The organism is Amycolatopsis sp. NPDC039088 (genome assembly GCF_055598845.1).
In genome coordinates, this window is sequence record NZ_JBVKAE010000008.1 from 129,358 (window position 1) to 152,207 (window position 22,850).

General features: G+C 67.6%; 18 protein-coding genes. 9 read left to right on the forward strand and 9 right to left on the reverse strand.

Going from position 1 to position 22,850, the window contains the following annotated elements:
- Window positions 1-67: 67 nt before the first annotated feature.
- Entirely contained in the window at window positions 68-817 is a 750-nt protein-coding gene (locus ACZ7KI_RS12780) for an SAVMC3_10250 family protein (RefSeq protein ID WP_470273298.1), read from the reverse strand.
- A gap of 322 nt (window positions 818-1,139) precedes the next feature.
- Here ACZ7KI_RS12780 and ACZ7KI_RS12785 point away from each other — a divergent pair, with 322 nt between their 5' ends.
- Together ACZ7KI_RS12785 and ACZ7KI_RS12790 are read left to right on the forward strand one after the other, a co-directional pair.
- A complete protein-coding gene (locus tag ACZ7KI_RS12785) occupies window positions 1,140-1,571 on the forward strand; it encodes a hypothetical protein (RefSeq protein WP_470273299.1) in 432 nt (143 codons plus the stop codon).
- Window positions 1,572-1,979: 408 nt separating this feature from the next.
- Window positions 1,980-2,846 carry a hypothetical protein gene (locus ACZ7KI_RS12790; protein WP_470273300.1) on the forward strand — a complete coding sequence of 289 codons (867 nt, stop codon included), beginning with the start codon at window positions 1,980-1,982 and terminating at the stop codon, window positions 2,844-2,846.
- Between the two features lie 157 nt (window positions 2,847-3,003).
- Here ACZ7KI_RS12790 and ACZ7KI_RS12795 read toward each other — a convergent pair whose 3' ends face one another.
- Window positions 3,004-4,038: a hypothetical protein gene (locus ACZ7KI_RS12795; RefSeq protein ID WP_470273301.1), complete on the reverse strand. Its 1,035-nt coding sequence runs from the start codon at window positions 4,036-4,038 to the stop codon at window positions 3,004-3,006.
- Window positions 4,039-4,358: 320 nt separating this feature from the next.
- On the reverse strand, window positions 4,359-4,529 hold the full coding sequence (locus ACZ7KI_RS12800) for a hypothetical protein (protein WP_470273302.1): 171 nt from the start codon (window positions 4,527-4,529) through the stop codon (window positions 4,359-4,361).
- A 693-nt stretch (window positions 4,530-5,222) separates the two neighbouring features.
- On the opposite strand from ACZ7KI_RS12800, the gene ACZ7KI_RS12805 reads away from it, so the two are divergent.
- The gene (locus ACZ7KI_RS12805) at window positions 5,223-6,038 is read left to right on the forward strand and encodes a glycoside hydrolase family 16 protein (RefSeq protein WP_470273303.1); all 816 of its coding nucleotides are present in this window, start codon (window positions 5,223-5,225) and stop codon (window positions 6,036-6,038) included.
- Window positions 6,039-6,107: 69 nt separating this feature from the next.
- Here ACZ7KI_RS12805 and ACZ7KI_RS12810 read toward each other — a convergent pair whose 3' ends face one another.
- Both ACZ7KI_RS12810 and ACZ7KI_RS12815 read right to left on the reverse strand, forming a co-directional pair.
- Window positions 6,108-7,355, reverse strand: coding sequence for a flavin-dependent oxidoreductase (locus ACZ7KI_RS12810; RefSeq protein ID WP_470273305.1), 1,248 nt, complete (start codon window positions 7,353-7,355; stop codon window positions 6,108-6,110).
- A 14-nt stretch (window positions 7,356-7,369) separates the two neighbouring features.
- Window positions 7,370-8,671: an activator-dependent family glycosyltransferase gene (locus tag ACZ7KI_RS12815; RefSeq protein ID WP_470273306.1), complete on the reverse strand. Its 1,302-nt coding sequence runs from the start codon at window positions 8,669-8,671 to the stop codon at window positions 7,370-7,372.
- A 238-nt stretch (window positions 8,672-8,909) separates the two neighbouring features.
- Between ACZ7KI_RS12815 and ACZ7KI_RS12820 the strand changes: the two genes are divergently transcribed.
- Complete coding sequence (locus tag ACZ7KI_RS12820) at window positions 8,910-10,403, forward strand: SDR family oxidoreductase (protein WP_470273307.1); 1,494 nt, start codon at window positions 8,910-8,912, stop codon at window positions 10,401-10,403.
- Between the two features lie 633 nt (window positions 10,404-11,036).
- Here the strand turns inward: ACZ7KI_RS12820 and ACZ7KI_RS12825 are convergent.
- From ACZ7KI_RS12825 to ACZ7KI_RS12840, 4 genes are all read right to left on the reverse strand, one after another.
- Entirely contained in the window at window positions 11,037-11,648 is a 612-nt protein-coding gene (locus tag ACZ7KI_RS12825; protein WP_470273308.1) for a dTDP-4-dehydrorhamnose 3,5-epimerase family protein, read from the reverse strand.
- 34 nt (window positions 11,649-11,682) lie between these two features.
- The gene (locus ACZ7KI_RS12830) at window positions 11,683-13,044 is read right to left on the reverse strand and encodes an NDP-hexose 2,3-dehydratase family protein (protein WP_470273434.1); all 1,362 of its coding nucleotides are present in this window, start codon (window positions 13,042-13,044) and stop codon (window positions 11,683-11,685) included.
- A gap of 61 nt (window positions 13,045-13,105) precedes the next feature.
- On the reverse strand, window positions 13,106-14,215 hold the full coding sequence (locus ACZ7KI_RS12835) for a DegT/DnrJ/EryC1/StrS family aminotransferase (protein WP_470273309.1): 1,110 nt from the start codon (window positions 14,213-14,215) through the stop codon (window positions 13,106-13,108).
- 25 nt (window positions 14,216-14,240) lie between these two features.
- On the reverse strand, window positions 14,241-14,774 hold the full coding sequence (locus ACZ7KI_RS12840) for a GNAT family N-acetyltransferase (protein ID WP_470273310.1): 534 nt from the start codon (window positions 14,772-14,774) through the stop codon (window positions 14,241-14,243).
- A 402-nt stretch (window positions 14,775-15,176) separates the two neighbouring features.
- Between ACZ7KI_RS12840 and ACZ7KI_RS12845 the strand changes: the two genes are divergently transcribed.
- The 5 genes from ACZ7KI_RS12845 to ACZ7KI_RS12865 are packed head-to-tail and all read left to right on the forward strand — an operon-like array spanning window position 15,177 to window position 22,761.
- Window positions 15,177-15,521: a hypothetical protein gene (locus ACZ7KI_RS12845; RefSeq protein ID WP_470273311.1), complete on the forward strand. Its 345-nt coding sequence runs from the start codon at window positions 15,177-15,179 to the stop codon at window positions 15,519-15,521.
- A 24-nt stretch (window positions 15,522-15,545) separates the two neighbouring features.
- Entirely contained in the window at window positions 15,546-16,553 is a 1,008-nt protein-coding gene (sbnA, locus tag ACZ7KI_RS12850) for a 2,3-diaminopropionate biosynthesis protein SbnA (protein ID WP_470273435.1), read from the forward strand.
- Complete coding sequence (sbnB, locus tag ACZ7KI_RS12855; RefSeq protein ID WP_470273312.1) at window positions 16,547-17,545, forward strand: 2,3-diaminopropionate biosynthesis protein SbnB; 999 nt, start codon at window positions 16,547-16,549, stop codon at window positions 17,543-17,545. The genes sbnA and sbnB overlap by 7 nt, the downstream gene beginning before the upstream one ends.
- A gap of 10 nt (window positions 17,546-17,555) precedes the next feature.
- Window positions 17,556-17,756 (forward strand): MbtH family protein, encoded by a 201-nt coding sequence (locus ACZ7KI_RS12860; RefSeq protein ID WP_465506517.1) that lies wholly within the window; start codon window positions 17,556-17,558, stop codon window positions 17,754-17,756.
- A gap of 25 nt (window positions 17,757-17,781) precedes the next feature.
- On the forward strand, window positions 17,782-22,761 hold the full coding sequence (locus ACZ7KI_RS12865; RefSeq protein WP_470273313.1) for an amino acid adenylation domain-containing protein: 4,980 nt from the start codon (window positions 17,782-17,784) through the stop codon (window positions 22,759-22,761).
- Window positions 22,762-22,850: the final 89 nt, after the last annotated feature.

Below are 22,850 nucleotides of genomic sequence, written 5' to 3' on the forward strand. Positions count from 1 at the left end.
GTGCCCGGCGCCCGCCAGGCGAACGATGTCGCACGTGCCTGTGCCGATGGACCGGAAAAGGGACCGATCAGGTCGTGGCGAGAGAATCACCAGGAGGGTCGACGTACTCCACGTACAACGGTGTGGCGGCCAGCACGGTGGCAGCTCGATCATTCTCGTGCCGTTGGCCAGGGAAGACGGCGGTGATACGTGCGTAGCCTGCCATCCACGCCGCGGTGTAGTCGGTTCCCAGAGAAGCGGAGAGAGACGTCACCGCCCGTAGCTCATCGCGGTTCGAACGGTGCTCTCCGGCGGGCCTTCCGGTGTCGAACGCGGCGCCGTCGTCGAGCTGATTCCCCTGGTCCTGTTGTTCGCGCACGAGGTCGAACAGGGTCCCGACACTCCAACGGGAGTTGGACTTGACCACATTCAGACGCATGTCCGAGGAGCCGAGCAGGTTGGTCGCCGTGCCGTGCAGCAACAGCCGCAAACCGCCGCCGGTGGGGTAGCCGGCGCTCGGCTCGTTCGGGTCCACGAAGAACACCGACGCCCCGTCTCTTGTCACGCCGTAGCTCAAGGGAGCCTCGAAGTGCACCCACTGTCCTGGGCGCACCGCGGGGTCTGCGAACCACTTCGGTGCCCGTGACGAGCGCTCCAAGGCGGCAACAGCCGCGGCGAGGCTGGGCTTGGGTGGCTTGGCTGTCTTGCCGATCCTCACTCCACCCAGGGGTGTCTTCACCTCGGCGTCCAGGTCCCGAAGAACTTGACCTGCCCACCCGGACTGGTAAGGCGACAGCTGCTGGAGTTTGGCCTCGGAAACATATATCAGCTCACGCACAAGCTCATGATGCCCCAACCGAAGAATCGGCCCTCGATGAACACGCGACTGCCCTGAGCGGTCGGTACATCCTTGGGAGCTTTACAGGCCGGCGGTGCCCAGCCACGGCGGACCCATGCGGTAGCGATGCGAAGGGCGGCTCACCGACCGCCGAGTGGACCCGCCGTGCGCCGGGATCATCCGGCTGCGCTTCGACCCCGAGGAGGTCGTCGGCGGGCATTGCGTGTGGGTCGAAGCGCTCGTACCTTGGATCCCGCGGGCGCGATGTGCGATGGCGTGGCAACCGAATCAAGGTCCACTACCACATGGTCAAGGGAGGGCGATGAGCTCGCGGCCATCAGCCGACCGGTTCGTGGGGACGCTCAGAACTGCTTACCGGGGGCTAATCGAGGGCGGGGCGGTCTCGCTCACCGTCGACCGTGGTGATGCCGAGACGGTAGTCCGGCTCGAGCCGGTTGTCCCGGGTGCGCCGCGCCTGCAGTTGCGCATGACGGGAAGCGTCGGGGATTTGTTCCTCGACGACTTTGACCCCTTCGAATTGGACGAGGCTTTGCCGAAGGACGTCGAGGAGTTCGCATCGTTCACACGAGCACTGGTCGATGGGAAGCTTGAGCTGGTCTTCAGGAAGACGATGCTCGGCTGGCGCCCGGCGGCAGTCGAATGGCCCGGTGGTCAGTGGTCGTTTCCGGGGAACCCGGGCGTCGTAGGCTTGTTCTTTCGTTCACGCCGGGAGAAAGTGCGGGGATACGGCTGAACGGATACTGAAGACAGAGTGAGGATCGGATCTGGCATCGGTTCCGGCGACTCGACCGCGCCGCTCCGGGCCGTGACGCCAACCTGTCAGCAGGCCGGTGATCTACCAGCGGCACGTCGTGCGATCTCCTCCGCCAAACCTGTTAGCGAACTCCTCCATCGGGACCTTCTCCGTGTGGAGCACCGTGCGGGAACCTTGCCACGGTGAAAGCCGCCGCCGATAAGACAGCCGTTCTCGCTGTCGCACTCGACGAGGAACACGCCGCTGTGGTACCACGGTGTAATCCTTCGGTACTGCAACAAAGGACAGGGCCAGCCCTGAATCGCGGCTGGGCAACGCTGGCGCTAACCTGTCTCGCACCTATCCGGCCGCAGTGGTCGGCAAGCACGCAGGGGAAGGTCGTGCTCGATGAGGAAGCGTCGCAGGCAAATCTCCACGTCGAAGTCGCCGGCGCTCGCCGGTCTGATCATTGGTCTCTTCATTACATTGGCGATTGCCATGGTCAGCTACTTCTGGCCACAGTCTGCTGCCGTGAAAGACGCACTCTTGGTTTCACTTGTCGGAATCTCCGTTTCCGTCGTTCTGAGCGTCAGGCTGAAATTGAGTGAGATATCGCAAGGTATGGCCGATATCGAACGAGACACGCGCGGGTTGACGCGGATCCAGCAGTGGGGCAGGAAAGATAGCGCAGTCCTCAGTCGATACGCCGAGTTGCGAAAAGAACTCGATGAGCTTGCGGCTGGTACCTACTACCTCAAGTCCATCGACGAGGTCTTCGAGGACGATGTCAGATCCATCGACGAGCTTCGCAAGGGTGAAGTGCTCAGGTCCACATGCCCGATCTCGACAGTCTCAGCAGAGAAGGCTCATGCCCAGATTGTCGATGTGCGTTATCTGGCATCCGTGCAGGCGCATATCGCCGCGACGCAGCGAGGTGTTGATGTGACCCGCATCTACCTCTTCAGAGACCTTGAAGCATTCGGTGACGACGTCATGCTCGCACACTTGAAGGACCTGGCGAAAAAACTGCACATCAAGATCATTTTGCATTCGGAGGCAAGGCTGCGAGAGGAGTTTGACTACCTTGTCTTCGGTGAGCGGAGAGTCTCAGTGGGTGTGGTCGGCGGAGACACCGGGACTGTTCAAGCTGCAGTTGTGCATTCTGACAGCGATATCGTCCAGAGATACATCGAGAAGTACAGTCGTCTGACTGCTCTTGCTGGTTCGCTTGACGTAACCATCGCCAAGCTTCGCAAGTATCGGTCGAGAAGCTGACGCGCGTCTGTCGAGCTCTTCCGCTCGACCGGCGCCGTTGATGTTCGCGTGGCGCAGTAGGCGCAACGATGTGAACGGGCGTTGGTGGCCGGTTCGACCTCCCCGCCGGCGGCGAGCCAGCGGGGAGGTATCCGGTGCCGGACTTCCTGGGTACCGGCTAGGCGACCCAGTCGGCCTGTGCGAAGACGGCGAGCATGTCGCTGCTGCGGACGCCGTTGGTGGAGAAGGAACCTTCGACGCCTACCCAGCCGCGGAAGGTGCCGTTGTCGTCGAGGATCTGCAACAGCGGCTTCACGTGCGAATTACCGGTGTAGCAGGGCTCCTTGCGTTCCATCGCCAGGCAGGTGCACCAGTGCCACAGCGCGTCGCGGCGGTCGCCTGAGTTCACCCGGCCGAGGTAGTACTGCAAGGAGCTGACGTTGGCCGGGGTGCCGCCGCCGTAGTGCGGGCAGCCGCCGCCCGCCTGGCATACCTTCGTCGATGAGGGCTGCAGGTAGGTCAGGCACCAGGTCACCGTATCGCAGGTTTTGAAGGAGCCGACCGCGAAGGAACTGCTCACATCGTTGGCCGTACCGCCCGTCCATCCCCTGCCGGCATAGCGGAGACCGCCCTCGTGCGCTTGCACGCTCGACATCGCGCGACGGTCGGTCAACGCCGCGTTGCTGCCGTAACCGTAACCGCTGTTGACCCGGGTGGAGCTCACGAAGTTCAACCGCGCCAGCGTTTGCTGGGTGTCCACGGACCATTTGTCCGTCCAGGTCGGCGACCAGGTGATCGTGACGGTCTGCTTGCCGTCTTCGGTGCCCAGCACATAGGTGCCCTGCCGGGTGTCGTTGGGAGCGCCGGTGAACCCGCCCGCCGTCATGATCTCGCACGGGCGGACCTTGTCGGTCGCCTTCGGATCGGTGGACGAGCACGACGAGTCCGGAGTGACCTTGATACCGGTCCGTTGTGTGGGCTTCGTCTGCTCCCACACGTACATGCTCGCTGACACCTTGCCGGCGGCCGCGTCGAACGTGTAGGTGCCCAGCCGGAACCAGTTACTGGTCGAGCCCGTGGTCAGGCTTCCGGTCGACACCACGAATTTCGCCCGCCCGCCGGGAAGTTCACCGGCCGTGGTCGCGGGGATCGCGGTCGCGGGGACCGCGGCGGCCAGCAGCGCGATCACGACGAGGAAGAGAACGCGCTTCATGAACCCGGAATCCCGGCTCCGCCCGCTCGCCGAGTCCGGCGACGATTTCACCGCCCCGCTCGCGCTGCCAGACAGTCCTTTCGGTTGATCCTTCTGCATAGTGGCTGCACCATCCAATCTGTCCATATTCAGAGGTTGTACTGTCCTCGGAAATCGGTCGTGTCGACGAGGTAGATGACCGCTGAAGCAGAGCCTCCTGGGACCGATATGTTGACCGAGCCAGATGTGTCGCCGCATTTCGGAGATGTGGAGACCGGCTCGTACTCTTTGTCGGTGCCAACGAGGTGAGTGTCGCCGTCGCGCTTGACACTTCGCGACGATTACGGGTGCCACCGCAGGTGGCCGAGAGCGTAGCCGGCGCCGTATTCGACCCTGAATGTGCTGCTGGGATCTGCCGCGAGCGCGGACGGCGCCGCGGAGACGACCGTGGCCACCGCCGCGGCGACCTTGGCGCGGTGCCGGATCGTCGTGCTGGTGCGGAGTCTGAGCATGACGAGTAGTCCCCTTCCCATTGCGGTTGAGCCGCCGGTCGGTTGTGTATGGCCGGTAGGAGCCACGCTCGGAATGATTCGGGATGATCAAGTGGGCAGTAACCGCCACTGTGACGGCGACCGCTAAATTTTTACTAAGTGTCATCTGTGAGGCGGGTGCCGGTCGAGGACCCATGGCCCGGTACTCGCCGTTGCTAGCTCTCGAATGCCGGTGGCGGGGACTGGGGGCCGGGGAGGGGACGCGGGTGTTTCCCGACGCGGGCGGCGAGCACCGGTGCTTGGTCGCTCTCGTCGAACAGCAGGCCCATCGCTGCGGTCGCTGCTCGGCTGCAGGGCCGAACGTCTCCGCGCTGTCACGTGGGGCGGCGACGACGGGCTGGTCAGCCGCCCCGGACAGCAGCCGGAAGGCGTCGCCCTGTGCCGCGAACCGGCTCGTGACCCCACCACCGCGGCCGCGGTGATCTGGATTCGGTACTCAGCGGATCGCGGAAAGCGGAGCGGCATTGGGGCGGAGTTTCCTGCCGACTCTTGACTTGAGGCCCGTCGTCACCGACTATCTTCTTTGTCATCCGCCGGGAGTGAGAAAGTTTCCAACAACGTTCTGTTAGCGCTAACATTCCTTTGTATTTCCTTGTCGCGCGGTGATCCGTGCTGCCCGGAACCGGCCGGGTAATCCCCACTGGAGGTTGAGCAATGCCGCACAGCCGCAGGAAGTTCCTGGCCGCCAGCGCCGCGGGACTCGCAGGTGTCACCTTGGGCGGGCAGGTCGCCGCGCCGCCGGCGGCCGGTGCGACCTGGGAAACGGTGCTGAACGGGACGTTCGCCAGCTACTCCACGCTTCAGTCGGCGTGGAACTACCGTTATCCCTGGGGTTCCGATCACAACGGCACGGCCAGGATGTACGCGAGTTCGTCCGACCACAGTCAGGTCTATCTCGAATCCGGGGGGGTCCTGGTACTGAAGGCAACGCGTACCACGGCGGACGAAGGGAACAGCTCCGCCGATCCGCATCTGCCGATTCACTACCACTCGGGCGCGGTCCACGCGAAGCAGCAGGTCACCGTGACGGACCAGTTTCCGAACTGGGAGGTTCGGGGCGAGTTCCAGGCTCCGTCGGCGCGGGGCACGTGGCCGGCGTTCTGGCTCACCGGTGCCACGAGCTGGCCGCCGGAGAGCGACATCCTCGAATTCAAAGGGGACGGCCGGAACTGGTTCAACACCTACAAGAACGGCTCCGGCGCCTGGTCCAACACGCTGGTGAACGTGAGCAACCCGGGTGGATGGCATGGCTACCGGGCCTGGATCACCAAGGTCAACGCGACCGATGTGGACATCCACTACTACCTCGACGGGAAGTGGGTCGCCCAGCACCGTGGCGCGAACTTCGTCGGCAAGCCGATGTGGCTGATCATCAACCTGCAGATGGAAGGCTCTTCGGGGTCGCCGGGTCCGACAGCACCCACGTACTACCGCGCTCGCAACGTCTACATCGGACGCGACCGCGTCTGATCGTCGATTCGTGAGCGGGTTCGGCGCGGAATGGTCCGCAGGCTGAACGATCCACAGTGGACGAGGTGCCTAGGTGCGGCTGACCGTGCTGTCGTAACTGCGACGGCTGTTCAGCAGCGCCGGGTCGAAACCCGCCAGCTTCTTGTAGCGTGCGGCGATCTCCTCCCGCTCGGTGAGCGGGAGGACCTCGTCGACGTCTTCGAAGCCGTCGGGAGCCCGTTCGTGGGCGAGCTTGAGCACCAGTTCCGGGCCCATCTTGCGGTTGGCCAAAATGATGCCCGAGGTCCTCGGCCGTCGCTCGGCTTCGTACTCCTCGCAAGCCGCGACGGGGTCGTGGTGCCGGGCCAGCGCGTCGGCCAGCACTCTGGCGTCCAAAATGGCCTGTGAGGCGCCGTTGGAACCGATGGGGTACATGGGATGGGCGGCGTCGCCGAGCAGGGTCACGCGCCCGTGCGTCCAGCGGGGGAGGGGTTCGCGGTCCACCATCGGGTATTCGTAGGCCGCCTCGGCCTGCCGGATGAGTTCCGGTACGTCCAGCCAGTCGAACTTCCAGTCGGTGAACCATGGCAGGAACTCGCTCACCGGGATCCGGCGGTTCCAGTTCCCGCGGTCGGCGGAGATCCGGCTCATCGGACGTTCGGCGACCCAGTTGATCTCCACCTCGCCGTCGGCGTCGGGCGCGGAAATCGGGTAGGCCACGAACTTCTGCCGGTCGTCGCCCGCCATGATCATCGACCGGCCACCGCGGTAGGGGCGGGCCGTGGTGGTCCCGCGCCACAGCACGAGCCCGTTCCACAGCGGCGCGGGTTCGCCGGGATACAACTGGGCTCGCACCGCCGAATGGATGCCGTCCGCGCCGATCAGCAGGTCGCAGGGCAGCTGCTCCTGTCCGAAGTGGACAATGGTCCGGTCGGCCGACGAATCGAAGCCGGTCACGCGGTGACCGGTGCGTACCGCGTCCTGGCCGAGCCGGTCCTGTACGGCCGCCAGCAACAGCATCTGCAACTTGCCTCGGTGCACCGAGTACTGCGGCCACCGGTAGCCGACGTCCAGCCCGCGTGGTTCGGACCAGATGAGCTGGCCGTGATGGTTGAAGTAGGCGAGTTCACCGGTCGCCACCCCGATGCCCGCCACCGGCTCGGCCAGCCCCAGCTCGGTGAGCTCGCGCACGGCATGCGGCAGCAGGTTGATGCCCACCCCCAGCGGCCGGATCGCCTCGGTGGCCTCGGCGACCACCACGTCGGTGATCCCGGCGGCGTGCAGACTCAACGCGGTGGCCAGGCCACCGATACCGCCGCCGGCGACGATGACTCGCATACTTGCTCCTCTGGTCAGTGCGAATGGTGGTGATCTGCCGCGAGTTTCTCCAGCCGGGGCACCAGGTCACGTGGTGCGGGCATGGCGAGCATCTCCTCGCGCAGCGCCGCGGCGGCGATGGCGAACGACGGTTCGTTCAGCAGCCGCAGCAGGTGCTTCCGGACCCGCTCGCCGTCGACGTCGGTGTAGTACTCCGACAACCCGGCCCCGTGTGCTTCGAGGCGCTTGGCCAGGATCGGGGTGTCGTGCTGTTCGGCGATCATCAACTGCGGGACCGCGTCCAGCGCGACGGTGTTGGTGGTGCCGAAGCCGCCGTGATGGGCGACCGCCGCGCAGGTCGGCGCGAGTGCCTGCAGGGGGACGAACTCCACCAGCCGAGTGTTGTCCGGCACCCTGGACAGTTTCTCCTGCTCGACACCGGGCAGCGTGCCGACCATCTCGATGTCGAGATCCGCGACGGCGTCCAGGATGTCCTGCACGCTGATCGGGTAGCCGCCGAACCGGTCGGTGCTGAACTGGCCGAGGGTCAGGCAGACCCGGGGTTTCGACGCGGGTTCCCTTACCCAGTCCGGGATCACCGAGGTGCCGTTGTACGGCACGTAGCGCATCGGCACGTGGTGCAGGTCGGTCTCCAGGCGCAGCGGGGCCGGGTACTGGTCGATGGTGAACTGCCCGGTGACCAGGGACTCGGAGAACCGGACGCCGTGGTGTTCCGCCCGTTCGGCGATCCAGTCACCGAACGGGTCCTGCCGCCGCCCGGGCGGTCGCGCGGCGAGCAGTTCGAGAAAGTTCTGCCGGGTGCGGCCGAAGATGTCCAGTGACCACAGCACCCGCCCGTGCGCCGCGCCCACCGCCTCCGCGGCGATCGGCCCGCCATGCGTGGTGGGTTCCCAGATCACCAGGTCCGGCCGCCACTGGCGGGCGAAGGCCACCAGGTCGTCGGTCAGTGGATCGTTGATGATCTTGTACCAGCTGGGGAGAACGTCGGCGTAACCCGCGCGGAGGTACTCGTAGCCCACTTCGGCGGCAGGCTCGTCCGACTTGTCGAAGGGCGCCAGCTCGACCCCGCGGATCTTGTTGTACGCCTTGGGGTTCAGCTTGGCGAACCGGGGTGTGAGGAACCGGCTGGAGACACGCCAGAGGTTGTGGTCCTCGCCGACCGGCACCGCGGTGAGACCGGTACCGGTGACCACGTCGGTCAATGCCGGCTGGCTGGCCACTCGCACCTCGTGCCCGGCCGCGGCCATGGCCCACGCCAGCGGGACCATGACGTTGAAATGGGTTCTTTCGGAGTACGTGGCGAACAGGACACGCATGCCTTCTCCATCCATTGACGACGTCTCGCTGGCGAGACGGACAGAGGTACCGCGGTGAATTCACCGTTCTGCGGTGCCCGCGTCCCCTTCCGGATATCCGCCACAAAATCCCTGATCGATTCCGGACCGACGGGTTCGGGGTAAGGTGAACCCTAGCGGCAAAGTATTGGTGAGGTCCACTGATCGCGGTACTGTCCACGCCGGTAAAAAAAGCACCGGTGGAATCTGGAGTTTCTCGATGAATGAGCCGGCGATACGACTTGACGTGCGCGACGTGGAACAGTTCACCGAGGCGACGGGTGACCGGAATCCGCTGTACGTCGACCCTGTTTACGCCATGCGGACCTCGGCGGGCGGCTGTGTGCTTCCCGGTGCGCTCGGGGTGCTCGCCGCTCTGGCCGCGGTACCGGAAACGCGGCTGCGCGAAGTGTCCGGGTTGACCGCGCGCTTCACCGCGCCGCTGTTCCCCGGCCGCACTTACCGGGTCTCATGGTCCGAAAAGGACAGTGGGGCGGTCGCGGTGGTGGTCCGGGCGGGCGCCCATCCGGTGCTCAGCTTCGACCTGACCGCCGGGAAGTCCTTGGCGGCCGCGGTGGTGCCGGACAAGCTGCCGGTCGCGGACGAGCCGGAACCGACCGTCGACCGGGCCAGGGGTGAGACCTTCGAGGGCGGCTACGGAGTGCCGGGCCCGGAACAACTGCGGGCGCTGGCTGACCGGCTCGGTGCGGCGGCGGCGCCGGACGCGCTGCTGGGCGCGCTCGGCTGGGCCAGCTGGTTCGCCGGGATGCGCGTGCCGGGCCGGGACACCATCCTTTCCGGACTGCGGATCGCCGCCGCCGCCGAGCGGGAGGTGGGTGACGTCCCCGCCTACACCGCGACGGTGACCGCCGCGGACTCCCGCACCGGGACGGTGGTGGTGCTCGCCGAGTGCGCGGGGGCGGGCCAGGGCGTGGATGTCGAGCTGAGGGCCTTCCGCCGGAAACCGGTGCCGGCCGCGGATCGGACCTCGGCGACCAGCGTGCTCCCCCCGGGTGACCGGCTCGCCGGGACGAACGTGCTCGCGGTCGGTGGCAGCCGGGGTATCGGTGCTGCCGTGGTCTCGGTGCTGGCGGCTCAGGGCGCCCGGGTGTGGGCGACCCAGCGGGCGGCCGGACCGGTGGAGGCGCTGGCGGCGGAGTTCGGGCCGGACGTGCGGCCGCTGGTGCTCGACGCCGGCGACGCGGAGCAGGTCGCGGCCGGGATCGAGGTGCTGACCGAGGCGGGCGTCCTGCTGGACGGGCTGGTGCTGAGCGCGGGCCCGGCGGTCCTGGACACCAGCCTGCATCCGGACATGGTGGACGTGGCGCGCGAGTTCGTCGACACCAGCCTGACCCTGGTGATGCGCCCGTTGGCCGCCGCGCTGCCCCTGCTGCGGCCGGGGGCGTGGATCGTGTTCCTGTCCTCGGGTGCGGTGGAGGATATGCCCGCCCGGTACCCGCAGTACTTCGTCGCGAAGTCGGCGCTGGAGGCGTTGTGCCGGTTCTGCGCCGCCCACCACGACGTCCGGGTCCTGCTCGCCAGGGCCCCCAAGATGTGGACCGACCTGTCGAACGGGCCGCTGGGCGGCCGGGGCACCGTGCCGACCGCCCAGGTGGCCGCCGCGATCACCGGGTGGGTACTCGGCGACATCTCCCGCGACGACTCCGGCGTCACCGTCCTCACGCCGGAGGAACTGGCGGGCTGGGCGCCCTGAGCGAACCGGCGGCCGGGCACTCACGATGAACCCAGGCCACCCCTCGCCGGAAGCCTCAAGCCCGGAAGTCCGTGAAGGCCTCCTTCCCTACCTTGAAAGTCAGGGCCCCGGCAAAGTCGCATAATCGCTGGTCGGCTCCATTGCTAGCGCGGCTCAAGGCGACCGTGTCGTGGCGGACCCGGCGGGAGCGGGCCCACGCAAGGGGCCTCACCCGGGTCCGGACTGTCCATAAGGGACGCTTTTCGGGACAAAAATGCCCGATTTGAGCATCTTGCACGGTTTTGCGAGGGCCGAGTGGGTGGTTTCGCGTGGCTGGATGGATGGCGCGTGTGATCTGACGGAGGACACGTGTGTCTGGATGGATGACACGCGGGAGCGGCAGGTTTCGTCGGGTGTTCTCCGTTCACTCACGCGTGCCCTCCGTCGGATCACGCGTGTCGCCCGATGGTAGGTACCTAAGAGACAAGTGGCCCTCACCCGAATCGCCACTCACGCCATTCCTCCGAAACCGCACCTGTAGCCCCGCGGCATCCAGAATCAGGCCTGCCCTACCTCGACTTTGCCGGGACCCTGCCTTGAAAGTAGGGAAGGAGGCCTTCACGACCGGCCCGGCCCACGGACACACCGGCGTCGTCAGCCGCGCTTCAGGTTCTCGTAGTGCGCCAGCGCCGCACCGTAGTCCGGCAGCAGGCCGGCCTCCGCGGACTCGGCGAGGGACGGCGCGCGGGCGTCCTTCGCCGACATGATCGGGTCGCCGGTGAGCGACCACGGGATGCCGATCTCCGGGTCGAGGGGGTTGATCTCCAGCACGGTGTCCGGCCGGTACTCCTCGGAGCAGAGAAAGGTGACGCAGGCGTCGTCGGTCAGCGCCCGGAAGGCGTGTCCCAGTCCGTCCCCGAGGTAGAGCGCGGTACCCGTCCCCGCCTCGTGGTGGAACATCTCGTACTTGCCGAACGTGGGCGAGCCGATCCGCAGGTCGATCGCGACGTTCAGCACCTCGCCCTGCACGCAGGTGATCAGTTTCGCCTGGCCGGGCGGAAACAGGCTGCCGTGAATGCCGCGAATGGTGTCGCGGCGGCTGATCGAATAGTGGAATTGGGCGGCGCGGAACGGATAGCCGATCGCATCCGACACGGTTTCACCACGGAACCCCTCGTAGAAGAATCCACGCCGGTCGAAATGCAGTTCCGGCGTGAGGAGGAAAGCGTTCGGTAGGGACAACTCGGTGATTTTCAGTGCGTTCATCTGACGACCGGACTCCGAAACGGGGGAAGCGGGCTCAGTACAGGGAATGCAGGCAGGCCAGCAGGCTGCGGGCCTCGATGTTGAGGTAGTGGCCGTGCCGAAGCAGGTCCATCAGCTGGCGGACGGTCATCCAGCAGTAGTTCGGCGGGGTGTCGACCGGCACCTCTTCGCCGACCTCGATGATCTGGTACCGGGTGAGCGCGCGGTAGAACCGTCCGCCCTCCTCGGACAGGACGTGGTCGTAGTGCACCCGGCTGTGCTCGGAGGTCAGCGCCCGCCGCAGGAAGTCCTCCCGCACCGAGGTGAGGTCCTCCCCGGGCAGCAGGTGCACAGTCGGCGCCATTTCCACCAGGTCCATCAGCCCGTATTCCGGTCGTGCCTGCACCAGTACGTGCAGCACTCCGTCGAGCGGCCGTACGATGAACACCGCACGACCTTCCCCGCGAGGGAAGAGCAGGGGCTGCGTCCACCGCTGGACCTCCCTCGTCCCGGCTTCCACCGATACCGCGATGATCCGGAAGTGGCGGTCGTGCTCGTCCCTGATCTCCTCGGCGTCGCGGATCCAGCCGGTCACCTTCGCCAACGGGGAGAGGCGCGCGGTCCAGTCACAACGCGTTTTCGCGTCGGTGAACCAGGTGAGGATCTCGCCGGCGGTGTGCCGCGTTCCCATTCCCTCTTCCCCGTATCGGCAGGACCTGATCAGCGACTCGGTGAACTCGCTCGCGGACCGCGGCCGGTCGGGTGCGGCGAAGGGCAGGCAGGACAGCACGGTGCGGGCGTCCATGTTGACCAGGTTGTCGAACTGGTTCAGATCGCGGACCTGGGTCAGTGTCAGCCAGCAGTAGTCCTCGTGCACCTCGATGTCGTCGGTGACGAGCACGACCATGTTCCGGTTCCGCTTCCGCCAGAACCAGGCACCCTGCTCCGACTGCAGCACGTCGACCAGGATCTGTCCCCGGCCCGATCCGACGAAGTATTCGAGGTACCTGGTGGACAGTCCACTGTGGACCTGGGTGTAGTTGCTGCGGGTGGCCTGCACGGTCGGCGAAAGCTGCAGGGTGTTGATGTTCCCCGGTTCCATCTTCGCCTGCATCAGGCAGTGCAGTACCCCGTCGAACTCCTTGACGATGATGCCGAGAATGCCGATCTCCGGCTGGTTGATGATCGGCTGCGACCAGATGTCCAGACCGTCGTCGCGGACCTGCAACCCCTCGATGGTGAAGAACCGGCCGCTGGCGTGCGCGAGGTTTCCGGTTTCGGTCTCGAACGACCAGGAATCCAGGGCCGAGAACGGCACGCGTTCCACCGTGAACCGTCCGGTCCGGTGCCGCTCGGCCCACCATTCGTGGAACCGTTCCAGTGATTCACTCGGTGGTGCGTCGCTGAGCCGCTCCATCACGATGTGCACTCCTGTCGTCGCGGTGCCTCGGTGCTCTGGTGAGCTCGCGTGGCCGGGATCAGAGCCTGGACAGCACGCCGTGAAGCGTGTCGACGACCCGTTCCTGCTCGGCATCGCTCAGGGAAGGGAACATGGGCAACGAGAAGATCTGGTCGGCCATCTCCTCGGTGACCGGCAGCGAACCCTTGCGGTAGCCGAGGTGCGCGAATCCGGACTGGGTGTGCACCGGCCACGGATAGCTGATGTTCAGCGCGATGTCGTGCTTTTTCATTTCGTCGATGATGCGGTCCCGTGCCGGGTGGCGTACGACGTGCACGTAGTACACATGCGTGTTGCCCGGCGCCACGGCAGGGGTGACCAGGTCGGTTCCGGCGAACGCCTCGGCGTAGCGCGCCGCGATCGCGCGGCGGCGGGCGATGTAGTCGTCGAGCCTGGTGAGCTTGCGGCGCAGGATCTCCGCCTGCACCTCGTCCAGCCTGCTGTTGTAGCCGGGGGTCTCCACGACGTAGTACACGCTTTCCATGCCGTAGTACCGCAGTCGCCGCAGCCGGGCGTCGGTCTCGGCATCGGTGCTGAGCGTGGCGCCGCCGTCTCCGTAGGCTCCGAGCACTTTGGTGGGATAGAAGGAAAACGCGGCCGCACGGCCGACCGAGCCCGCGACCCGTCCGTGCTGGGTGGCGCCGTGCGCCTGCGCACAGTCCTCCAGGATCGGCAAACCGTGCTTCTCCGCGATGGCCTCCAGCGCGGCCATGTCGACGCACTGCCCGTAGAGGTGCACGGGCAGCAGGCATTTGGTCCGCTCGGTGATCGCGGCCTCCACCTGCGCCACATCCATCAGATAGGTGTCCGGATGGACGTCGACGAACACCGGGGTCGCGCCGACCGCGTCGATCGCGAGCACGGTGGGAGCGGCCGTGTTGGACACGGTGATCACTTCGTCGCCCGCGCCGACGTCGAGCGCGCGCAGGCCGAGCACGATGGCGTTGGTGCCGTTGTCGACCCCGACGCAGTGCGGCACGCCGTGGTACGCGGCGAACTCACGCTCGAAGGCCGACACGCTTTGGCCGAGCACGAGTCGTCCGGAGCGGAACACTTTTTCGACGGCATCCATGATGTCGTCCCGTTCCTTCTCGAACTCAGGCAGATAACCCCAGACGGACAGGGCCATGATCGGTACCTCACTCCCAGCGGGATCAGACGATTTGTTTGAGCAGGTCCACACCGTGGGTGTCCCATTCCTCGCGATGGACGGCCAGCACGCGCACGTCCCAGAGGCAACCGTGAAAGAAGACGTAATCACGCAGCACGGCCTCTTCCTGGACCATCGCGGAATACTCGTTCTCGAAGGCCAATGCTTCGGCCGTCGGCCTCGTGGTGTGAAAGTACACCTTCTTGGTGCGCCACATCGAAAACGCGAAGTTCGTGGCCAAGGCGTTCGCGTCGCGAACCACTTCGGCAGGCTGGTCCGCGGCGATGTTCACCTCGACCAGGACGTGCCCGGCCGGGTTCGGCTCGGAGATGGTGGCCACCCCCGCCGGCTGGCCGGTTTCCTTACGGTGCACGAGAAAGTATGCCGCCACGCCGCGGCCGAAGCCGGCGACGAACGCGTCGATGGTCGGCAGTCCGGGGTAGCCGAGCCGGAACAGCACGTCGTAGGCCGTCGGTGCGTCGGTGGCCGCGGCGGGCCGCAGCTCGATCTGCTTGGTTTCGGTGTGCGGATAGAGCATGGCGGACGAGCCTCACTTCGGGATGGGGGATCGGATCTGGACGACGCTAGCGAAAATGACGGCCAAAGCGGGAACGAAAATATCCGCCAAAGCGGAAAAGAGCACCAGCGCAAAGTAGGTTTGCCCGGTCGGCGGAGTCAAGTGGCCGACAGACGACGCCACGCCCGCGTCCCGCCAGCGGGACAGCGGCATCCCGCAGGCCGGGGCGGGCGGAGGTGACCACGGTACGGCACTTGCCCGTTTCCGGTGTTCGCGGTTAATGTCGGCTGGGGTTCTGGAAATAGCCGCTCGCAGCTGAATGCGCTGACATCCCGGGCAGGCCGATCATCTCGAAGTCTCTTTCGCAGCCGGAATTCTTTCTGCTCCGGCGGTCATGTCGAACAAGGAGTGTGGGGCGAGAACATGTCGGACAACGCGACCGGGGAGATCGATCTGGCGACGACCGATGCGCTCACCGAGCTGGTGCGCCGGACCGCGTACCAGATCTGCGGCGAGCAGCCGGGCGTACCGCGGCCGGAGCAGCTCATCGACCTCGATTCCTTCTCCGTGGTCCAGGTGCTGCTGGAACTGGAGAAGTCGACCGAGCTGATGCTGCTGGAAGAGCTGGATTCCTTCACTGGAAACACCTTCGAGGAACTGGCGGCGTCCATGATGGACATCGCGAACGGCCAAAACCGGCTGGACGGGCTGCTGGCCAGGGTGCGGGAGCAGCTAGCCGCGTACCCGGACCAGCCGACCTCGGCCTGAGGAGAGACGAGCGGTCGCGTGACGATGAGTGTGACCTCGCATAACGCTGCGCTGGACGGGGTGCTGTCGGCGGTCGGGGGGACCCCACTGGTCCGCCTCGACCGGCTTTTCCCGGATTCCCCGGCCCGGTTCTACGCCAAGATGGAAGCACTGAACCCGGGTGGCAGCGTCAAGGACCGCGCCGCCATCGGCATGGTGGTCAGTGCCATCGAGAGCGGTGAACTCGTCCCCGGACTGTCCACTGTGGTCGAATCCAGTTCGGGCAACCTCGGCATCGGCCTGGCGCAGGTGTGCCGTCTGTACAACATCCGGTTCATCTGCGTGGTCGACCCGAAGACCACGACGCAGAATCTGGCGATCCTGCGCGCCTACGGGGCCGAGCTGAGCATGGTCACCGAGGCCGACAACGAGATGAACGACTTCCTGTCCGCGCGCATCCAGCGGGTGCGGAACCTGGTCCGCGACATTCCCGACGTGCTGTGGCCGAACCAGTACGCCAACCCGCGCAACGCGAAGGCGCAGGAGTCGATCATGCGGGAGCTGCACGAGCAGCTCGAAGGAAAGGTCGACTACCTCTTCGTGGCCACCGGAACCTGCGGCACGGTCCGCGGTTGCGCCGATTTCGTCGCGCGGCACCAACTGTCCACGCGGCTCGTGGCGGTCGACGCCGAGGGCAGCGCCATCTTCGGCGATGTCAGCTGCCGCAGGCTGATTCCCGGGCACGGTGCCGCGGTCCGGCCCGCGCTGCACTTCGACGGGATAGCGCATTCGGTGCTCCGAATGACCGATCAGGACTGCGTGGTCGGCTGCCGTCGGCTGGTGGGTGCCGAAGCCATTCTCAGCGGCGGTTCGTCCGGCGCGGTGGTCAGCGCGGTGGAGCAGCGGCTCGCCGAGCTGCCCGCCGGCGCCAACTGCGTGTTGCTGCTGCCCGACCGTGGTGAGCGTTACCTGGACACCATCTACTCCGACTCGTGGGTCGAGGAGAAGTTCGGTGACATCAAGCATCTGTGGAAGGAGAAGGCAGCGTGCTGATCTTGCGCCGCGCGGACGTCAAGACCGTGCTCGACGAGGACCTCGGCGCGGTGCTCGGGACCGTGCGTGACGCCTACGTCGCGCACGCACGCGGGCAGACCGTGGTACCGCACTCGGTGTTCCTCCGGTTCCCCGGTAATCCCAGTGACCGGATCATCACCCTTCCCGCGTTCGTCGGCGGTTCGCGGCCGGTCGCCGCGGTGAAGTGGATCGCCTCTTTCCCAGCCAATATCCAAAAAGGCGCGGAGCGCGCGTCGGCGGTCATCGTGCTCAGCTCCGTGGCCGACGGCACGCCACTGGCCGTGCTGGAGGGCTCGGTGATCTCCGCGCGCCGGACGGCGGCGAGTGCCGCGGTGGCCGCCGGTGAGCTGCTGTCGGGTGCCGGGGACGAGGCACGGTCGGGCGCCGGCCTGATCGGTTGTGGCCTGATCAACTTCGAGATACTGCGGTTTCTTCGTGAGCGGCTGCCGCGACTGCGGCAAGTCGCCGTGTACGACAAGGATCCCGCACGGGCCGAGTCCTTTTCGGACAAGGTGCGGGCGTCGTGGCCGGAGCTGACCGTCGAGGTCTGCCCGGACCAGGACGCCGTGATGTCGGCCCATCGCCTGGTTTCGCTGGCCACCACCGCGGGTGAGCCGTATCTGACCACTGACGCCTGCAAGCCCGGCACGGTGGTGCTGCACGTTTCGCTGCGGGACCTGACGGCGGAGTCGATCCTGGCGGCGAGAAACGTCGTCGACGACACCGATCACGTGTGCCGCGCGGCCACTTCGCTGGACCTGGCCCAGCAGGTCACGGGAAACCGTGACTTCGTGCACGCCGAGATCGGCGACCTGCTCGACGGCTCGGCGCGGCTGCCCTACGACGGTGACTCCGTGACGGTGTTCTCGCCGTTCGGGCTCGGCTGCCTCGACGCCGCGCTGGCCGCGTGCGTCTTCGACAAGGCGGCGAGCCTCGGGCTCGGGGTGGACCTCCCGGACTTCCTGTACTGAAAGGACCGACATGATCGCCGACGAATACGTCGTGGTGTTCAACCACGAGGAGCAATATTCCGTCTGGCCCGCCGACCGGGAGATCCCGGCGGGGTGGCGTGCCGAGGGCACGGCGGGCACCAGGGACGAGTGCCTGGACCACATCGAGCGCGTCTGGACGGACATGCGGCCACTGAGCCTGCGTCGCCGGATGGCCACCGAGACCAGTTGACGTTCGCGAGCGAGCCGAGGTGAGAATGAACGGACCCCAGTGCCGCGTGGCCGGTCTGCCGGAGCGCGTCTCCAGGCAGGCCGCCGCGACGCCGGACGCGGTCGCGGTGGACTCCGGCGAAGGCAGGTTGACCTACCGTGAGCTCGACCGGTCCGCGAACCGGCTCGCGCGTCACCTGCGCCGCCGTGGAGTGCGCCGCGACGACGTGGTCGCCGTCTGCCTGCCGCGACGGCCGCGACTGGTCGTGGCCGTGCTGGGCATTCTGCGCGCGGGTGCCGCCTTCCTGCCCCTGGACGCCGGTCATCCGCCCGCTCGGCTGAGCCGGATTCTGGGCGATTCCGGAGCTTCGCTGCTGCTGACCGACAACGCGGCGCCGGTCGAGGTGCCGGAGGTCGAGGTGCTGCGGCTGGCGGTCGAGCAAGCGGACATCGACGCCGAATCCGGTGACGGCGCCCCGATCCGGACCGATCTCGACGCACTGGCCTACGTCATGTTCACCTCCGGGTCCACCGGACGGCCGAAGGGGGTGGCGGTACCGCACCGCGGCATTCTCAACCGGGTCGACTGGGCGGTGGCCCGGTACGGCTTCGGCCCCGGCGACCGGATGCTGCAGAAGACGTCGGTCACCTTCGACGCCTCGGTGTGGGAGTTCTTCGCGCCACTGGTCACCGGCGGCACGGTGGTACTGCCGCCGGACGGCACCGAGCGGGATCCGGCCGCGATGGCCGAGGTGATGGCCGCGACCGGCACCACCGTCGTGCAGGGTGTGCCCACCTTCCTGCGGACCCTTGCCGACGAGCCGGGTCTCGCGGACTGCGCCTCGCTGCGGCTGGTCTTCTCCGCGGGCGAACCGCTGCCGGACGAGCTGGCGGCCCGGCTGGCCTCGCGGGTGCCCGCGACGGTGGTCAACACCTACGGCCCGACCGAATGCTCGATCGACGTCACCTTCTGGGAGTTCGACGGACCGGGCGGCGGGACCGTCCCCATCGGCCACCCCATCGACGACACCAGGGTCGAGCTGCTCGACGCCCAAGGTCACCGCACCGACTCCGGCGAACTGCACGCGGCCGGAGCCGGGCTGGCGCGCGGTTACGTCGGACAGCCGAGGCTGACCGCGGACCGGTTCGTGCCCGATCCGTTCGGGCCTCCCGGCGCACGCGCCTACCGCACCGGCGACCTGGCGCGCCGCCGGGCCGACGGCGCGCTGGAGTTCGCCGGCCGGACCGATCACCAGGTCAAGATCCGCGGGGTCCGTGTCGAACCCGGCGAGGTGGAGGCTGTGCTGGCACAGCATGCCGAGGTGGACGCCGCCGTGGTGGTGCCGCGGCCCGGCCCCGGCGGTACCCCCAGGCTGGTCGGCTACGTGCTGCCGCGCGCCGAGGCGCCCGTGCCGTCGAAGCTGCGGGAGTACCTGCTGGCCCGGCTGCCGGAACCCTACGTGCCGTCGGTTTTCGTCACCCTGGCGGAACTTCCGGTCACCACGAGCGGCAAGGTCGACCGGGCCGCGTTGCCCGAGCCGAGTACCGCGCGCGAGCTGGTGGGGGCCGAGCCACGCACCCCGGAGGAGAAGGCCGTCGCCGCGGTGATGGCCGAGGTGCTCGGCCTCGACGCGGTCGGTCTCGACGACGACTTCTTCGAGCTGGGCGGGCATTCACTGCTCGCCATCCGGGTGGCCGGGGCGCTCCGCTCCGCGCTCAGCCTCGCGGTACCGGTCCGGGCGGTGTTCGAGGCACGCACGGTCGCGGGCCTTGCCGAGCGGCTGGCCGGGCTGACCGGGGAGGGGCCGGACGAAATCCGCGTGCTCGACCCCGAGGAACGCGCCCGCCCGCTGCCCCTGTCCTTCGCGCAGCAGCGGATGTGGTTCCTCGACCAGCTCGAACCCGACAGTGCGGGTTACCTGGTGAGCTGGGCCTCGCGCCTGACCGGCCCGCTGCACGTGGCCGCGCTGACCGAGGCCGTCGGCGAACTGGTCGCCCGGCACGAGATCCTGCGGACTCGCTACCTCCGGCGACCGGACGGCACCCCGGCCCAGCTGATCGACCCGCCGGGCGAGGTCGGACTGCCGATCGTCGAACTGGACGGCCGTGACGAGCGGGAGGTGCTCCAGGAACTGGCGAGCAGGCCGATCGACCTGTCCGCGAGCCCGCCGGTGCGCCCCTACCTGATCCGGGCGGGGCACCAGGAACATCTCCTGCTGCTGGTGATGCACCACGTCGTCACCGACGCCTGGTCGGAGGAGGTGATGTCGCACGAGCTCTCCGAGCTGTACTCGGCCAGAGTGACCGGGTTGCCGCTGGCACTGGCTGCTCCCGCGCTGCAGTACGCGGATTACGCGGTATGGCAGCGCGGACACCTTTCCGAGTCCGTATCGCGGGTGGAGCTGGACTTCTGGCGGCGGCAGCTGGCCGGGCTCGAAACGCTGGAGTTCCCGACCGACTGGCCCCGGCCCGCCGTACGGGACCGGCGGGCCGCCACCCTGCGTGTCCCGCTGCCCGCCGAGGTGGCCCAGCCGCTGCTGGCGCTGGGACGCCGTCAGGGCGCCACGCCGTTCATGACCTTCCTGAGCGTGTTCTACGCGCTGCTCGGCCGGTACACCGGCGCCACCGACCTGGCGGTCGGCACGGTGATGTCCGGCCGTGGCCATCCCAAGCTCGAGGAGGTCGTCGGATTCTTCGTCAACACCGTGGTGCTGCGTACCGACATCGGTGACGATCCGACCGCCGAGGAGCTGATCGCCAGGGTCCGGGGTTGTGCCTTGGACGGCTTCGGGCACGGCGAGCTGCCCTTCGACCGGGTGGTGGACGAGGTCGCGCCCCATCGCGACCTCGCGCACGCGCCGCTGACCGACGTGACCTTCGGTGTCCGGGAAGAGCACAGGGAACCACTGCGGCTGGCCGATCTCGAGGTGGAGCCGGTCGACGTGGATCAGTCCGTCGCCAAGTTCGACCTGACGATGATCCTGCGGGCGGAGCCGGACGGCGGGTACCGGATGGAGATCGAGTACGCCACCGACCTGTTCTCCGAGCCGACCATGACCCGGTTCGCCGGACACTTCCGGGTTCTCGCCGCGGCCATGGCGGCCGGTCCCGGCGTGCCGGTCAGCCGGTTGCGGTTGCTCGGCGAGCGGGAGCGGGAACGGCAGCTGCGCGACTGGATCCCGGCGCAACCGCGGGTGACGCCCGAGTCCGCGTACGAGGCGTTCGCCGAACAGGCGGCGCGCACCCCGGACGCGGTCGCGGTGGTCAGCGGCGGTGAACAGCGCACCTACGCCGACGTCGCCGAGCGTGCCGAGGCACTGGCCAGTCGGCTGGTGGACCTGGGAGTGGGCCTGGAGGCCCCGGTGGCGGTGCTGCTCGACCGCTCCGCGGACGCGGTCCACGTCCTGCTCGGTGTGCTGCGGGCGGGCGCGGTGTACGTGCCCCTCGACCCGGCCCAGCCGGACGAACGGCTGGCTGGCATGCTGGCCGATCTCGCGCCGGCCGCGGTGATCGTGGAACCGCGGCTGGTTGCGAAGGTCAGCGAGTCGGGTGCCCCGCTGGTGGTGCGGGGAGAGCCGGTCGGCGTGTCCCGCGTCCGGCTTCCGGCCGGTGATCCCGACCGGCTGGCCTACCTGGTCTACACCTCCGGCTCGACCGGCCGCCCCAAGGGCGTGATGATCACGCACCGGGCGTTCACCCATCACACGAGGGTGATGTCCGAGGCTTTGGGCTACCGCCAGGACGATCGGGTGCTGCTCTCCGCGCCGCTCCACTTCGACCCGGCACTGGAACAGGTGCTCGCGCCGCTGTTGCTGGGCGCCACCGTGGTGGTGGGCGAGCCGGGACTGGTGCCGCCCGAAGAGTTCCCGGACCGCGTCGCGGAGTCCGGGGCGACCCAGGTCGCCATCGCGCCCAGTTACTTCCGCGAAGTGGTGAGCGCCCTGCGGTACCGCGACCGGCGGATGGTGGCGGTGCGGGGCATGGTGGTCGCCGGTGACGTCGTCACCCACGACGACGCGCGCCGCTGGTTCGACACCGGCTTGGACGGCGTGTTCACCACGCTCTACGGCCAGACGGAGACCACCATCGCCGCGTTCACCCACGTGGTGGACGAGGACGACCTGCGCACCACCACCCCGGAGACGGCGATCCCGCTCGGGCGTCCGGTGATCAACACCCGCGCCTACGTGCTGGACCAGCGGATGGAACCGGTGCCGGTCGGGGTGGCCGGTGAGATCCACGTCGGCGGCGTCCGGCTCGGCCGGGGCTTCTGGCGGCAACCACGGCAGACGGCCGACCGGTTCGTCCCGGACCCGTTCGGCGGCGAGCCCGGCGACCGGCTCTACCGCACCGGGGACCGGGGCCGGTTCCGTGCGGACGGCGTGCTGGAGTTCCTCGGGCGGGTCGACTCGCAGGTCAAGATCCGCGGTTTCCGGGTGGAACTCGGCGAGATCGAGGCGGCGCTGACCCGGCATCCCCAGGTGCTCGTGTCCGCCGTGGCGGTGCACACCATCCCGGCCACGGGCCGTCGACTGGTGGGTTATGTGGTGCCACCGCCGGCGACGGCCGAACCGTCGAGCGCCGAACTCCGGGATTACCTGCGGGCACGCCTGCCCGAGTACATGGTCCCTTCGTTCTTCGTCACGCTGCCTGAGTTGCCGCGCTTCGCCAGCCAGAAGGTGAACCGCAAGGCCCTCCCGCTGCCTGAGGCGGCGGTGGGGCAGGACGCGGTGGTGGAGGACTTCGTCGGACCGCGGGACGAGATCGAGGAGGCCATCGCCGAGGCGTGGACCAGTGTGCTGGGGGTCGCGCGGATCGATGTCGAGCAGGAGTTCTTCGATCTGGGCGGGCATTCGCTGCTGGCCACCCGGCTGGCCGCCCGGCTGCGGGCCGTCTTCGGGATCGAGGTCCCGCTCCGCCTGCTGTTCGAGGCGACCACGGTCAGCGCACAGGCGAAGGCACTCGAGCAGCTCGCCGAAGCCGAGGCCGACTCGGCCGAGGAACAGCCAGCAGTCAGCCGATCGTAGGGAAACGACGATGAGCTTTGAGCGCCGGTGGGGAAACGGGAGGGACCTGGCGATGACGACCGGGAACACAAGCGCGGCCGGGTCGGCCG

Coding starts and splice junctions, on each gene's coding strand:
- ACZ7KI_RS12785 (WP_470273299.1), top strand. CDS start 1,140: ATGAGCTCGCGGCCATCAGCCGACCGGTTCGTGGGGACGCTCAGAACT.
- ACZ7KI_RS12790 (WP_470273300.1), top strand. CDS start 1,980: ATGAGGAAGCGTCGCAGGCAAATCTCCACGTCGAAGTCGCCGGCGCTC.
- ACZ7KI_RS12795 (WP_470273301.1), bottom strand. CDS start 4,038: ATGAAGCGCGTTCTCTTCCTCGTCGTGATCGCGCTGCTGGCCGCCGCG.
- ACZ7KI_RS12800 (WP_470273302.1), bottom strand. CDS start 4,529: ATGCTCAGACTCCGCACCAGCACGACGATCCGGCACCGCGCCAAGGTC.
- ACZ7KI_RS12805 (WP_470273303.1), top strand. CDS start 5,223: ATGCCGCACAGCCGCAGGAAGTTCCTGGCCGCCAGCGCCGCGGGACTC.
- ACZ7KI_RS12810 (WP_470273305.1), bottom strand. CDS start 7,355: ATGCGAGTCATCGTCGCCGGCGGCGGTATCGGTGGCCTGGCCACCGCG.
- ACZ7KI_RS12815 (WP_470273306.1), bottom strand. CDS start 8,671: ATGCGTGTCCTGTTCGCCACGTACTCCGAAAGAACCCATTTCAACGTC.
- ACZ7KI_RS12820 (WP_470273307.1), top strand. CDS start 8,910: ATGAATGAGCCGGCGATACGACTTGACGTGCGCGACGTGGAACAGTTC.
- ACZ7KI_RS12825 (WP_470273308.1), bottom strand. CDS start 11,648: ATGAACGCACTGAAAATCACCGAGTTGTCCCTACCGAACGCTTTCCTC.
- ACZ7KI_RS12830 (WP_470273434.1), bottom strand. CDS start 13,044: ATGGAGCGGCTCAGCGACGCACCACCGAGTGAATCACTGGAACGGTTC.
- ACZ7KI_RS12835 (WP_470273309.1), bottom strand. CDS start 14,215: ATGGCCCTGTCCGTCTGGGGTTATCTGCCTGAGTTCGAGAAGGAACGG.
- ACZ7KI_RS12840 (WP_470273310.1), bottom strand. CDS start 14,774: ATGCTCTATCCGCACACCGAAACCAAGCAGATCGAGCTGCGGCCCGCC.
- ACZ7KI_RS12845 (WP_470273311.1), top strand. CDS start 15,177: ATGTCGGACAACGCGACCGGGGAGATCGATCTGGCGACGACCGATGCG.
- sbnA (WP_470273435.1), top strand. CDS start 15,546: ATGAGTGTGACCTCGCATAACGCTGCGCTGGACGGGGTGCTGTCGGCG.
- ACZ7KI_RS12860 (WP_465506517.1), top strand. CDS start 17,556: ATGATCGCCGACGAATACGTCGTGGTGTTCAACCACGAGGAGCAATAT.
- ACZ7KI_RS12865 (WP_470273313.1), top strand. CDS start 17,782: ATGAACGGACCCCAGTGCCGCGTGGCCGGTCTGCCGGAGCGCGTCTCC.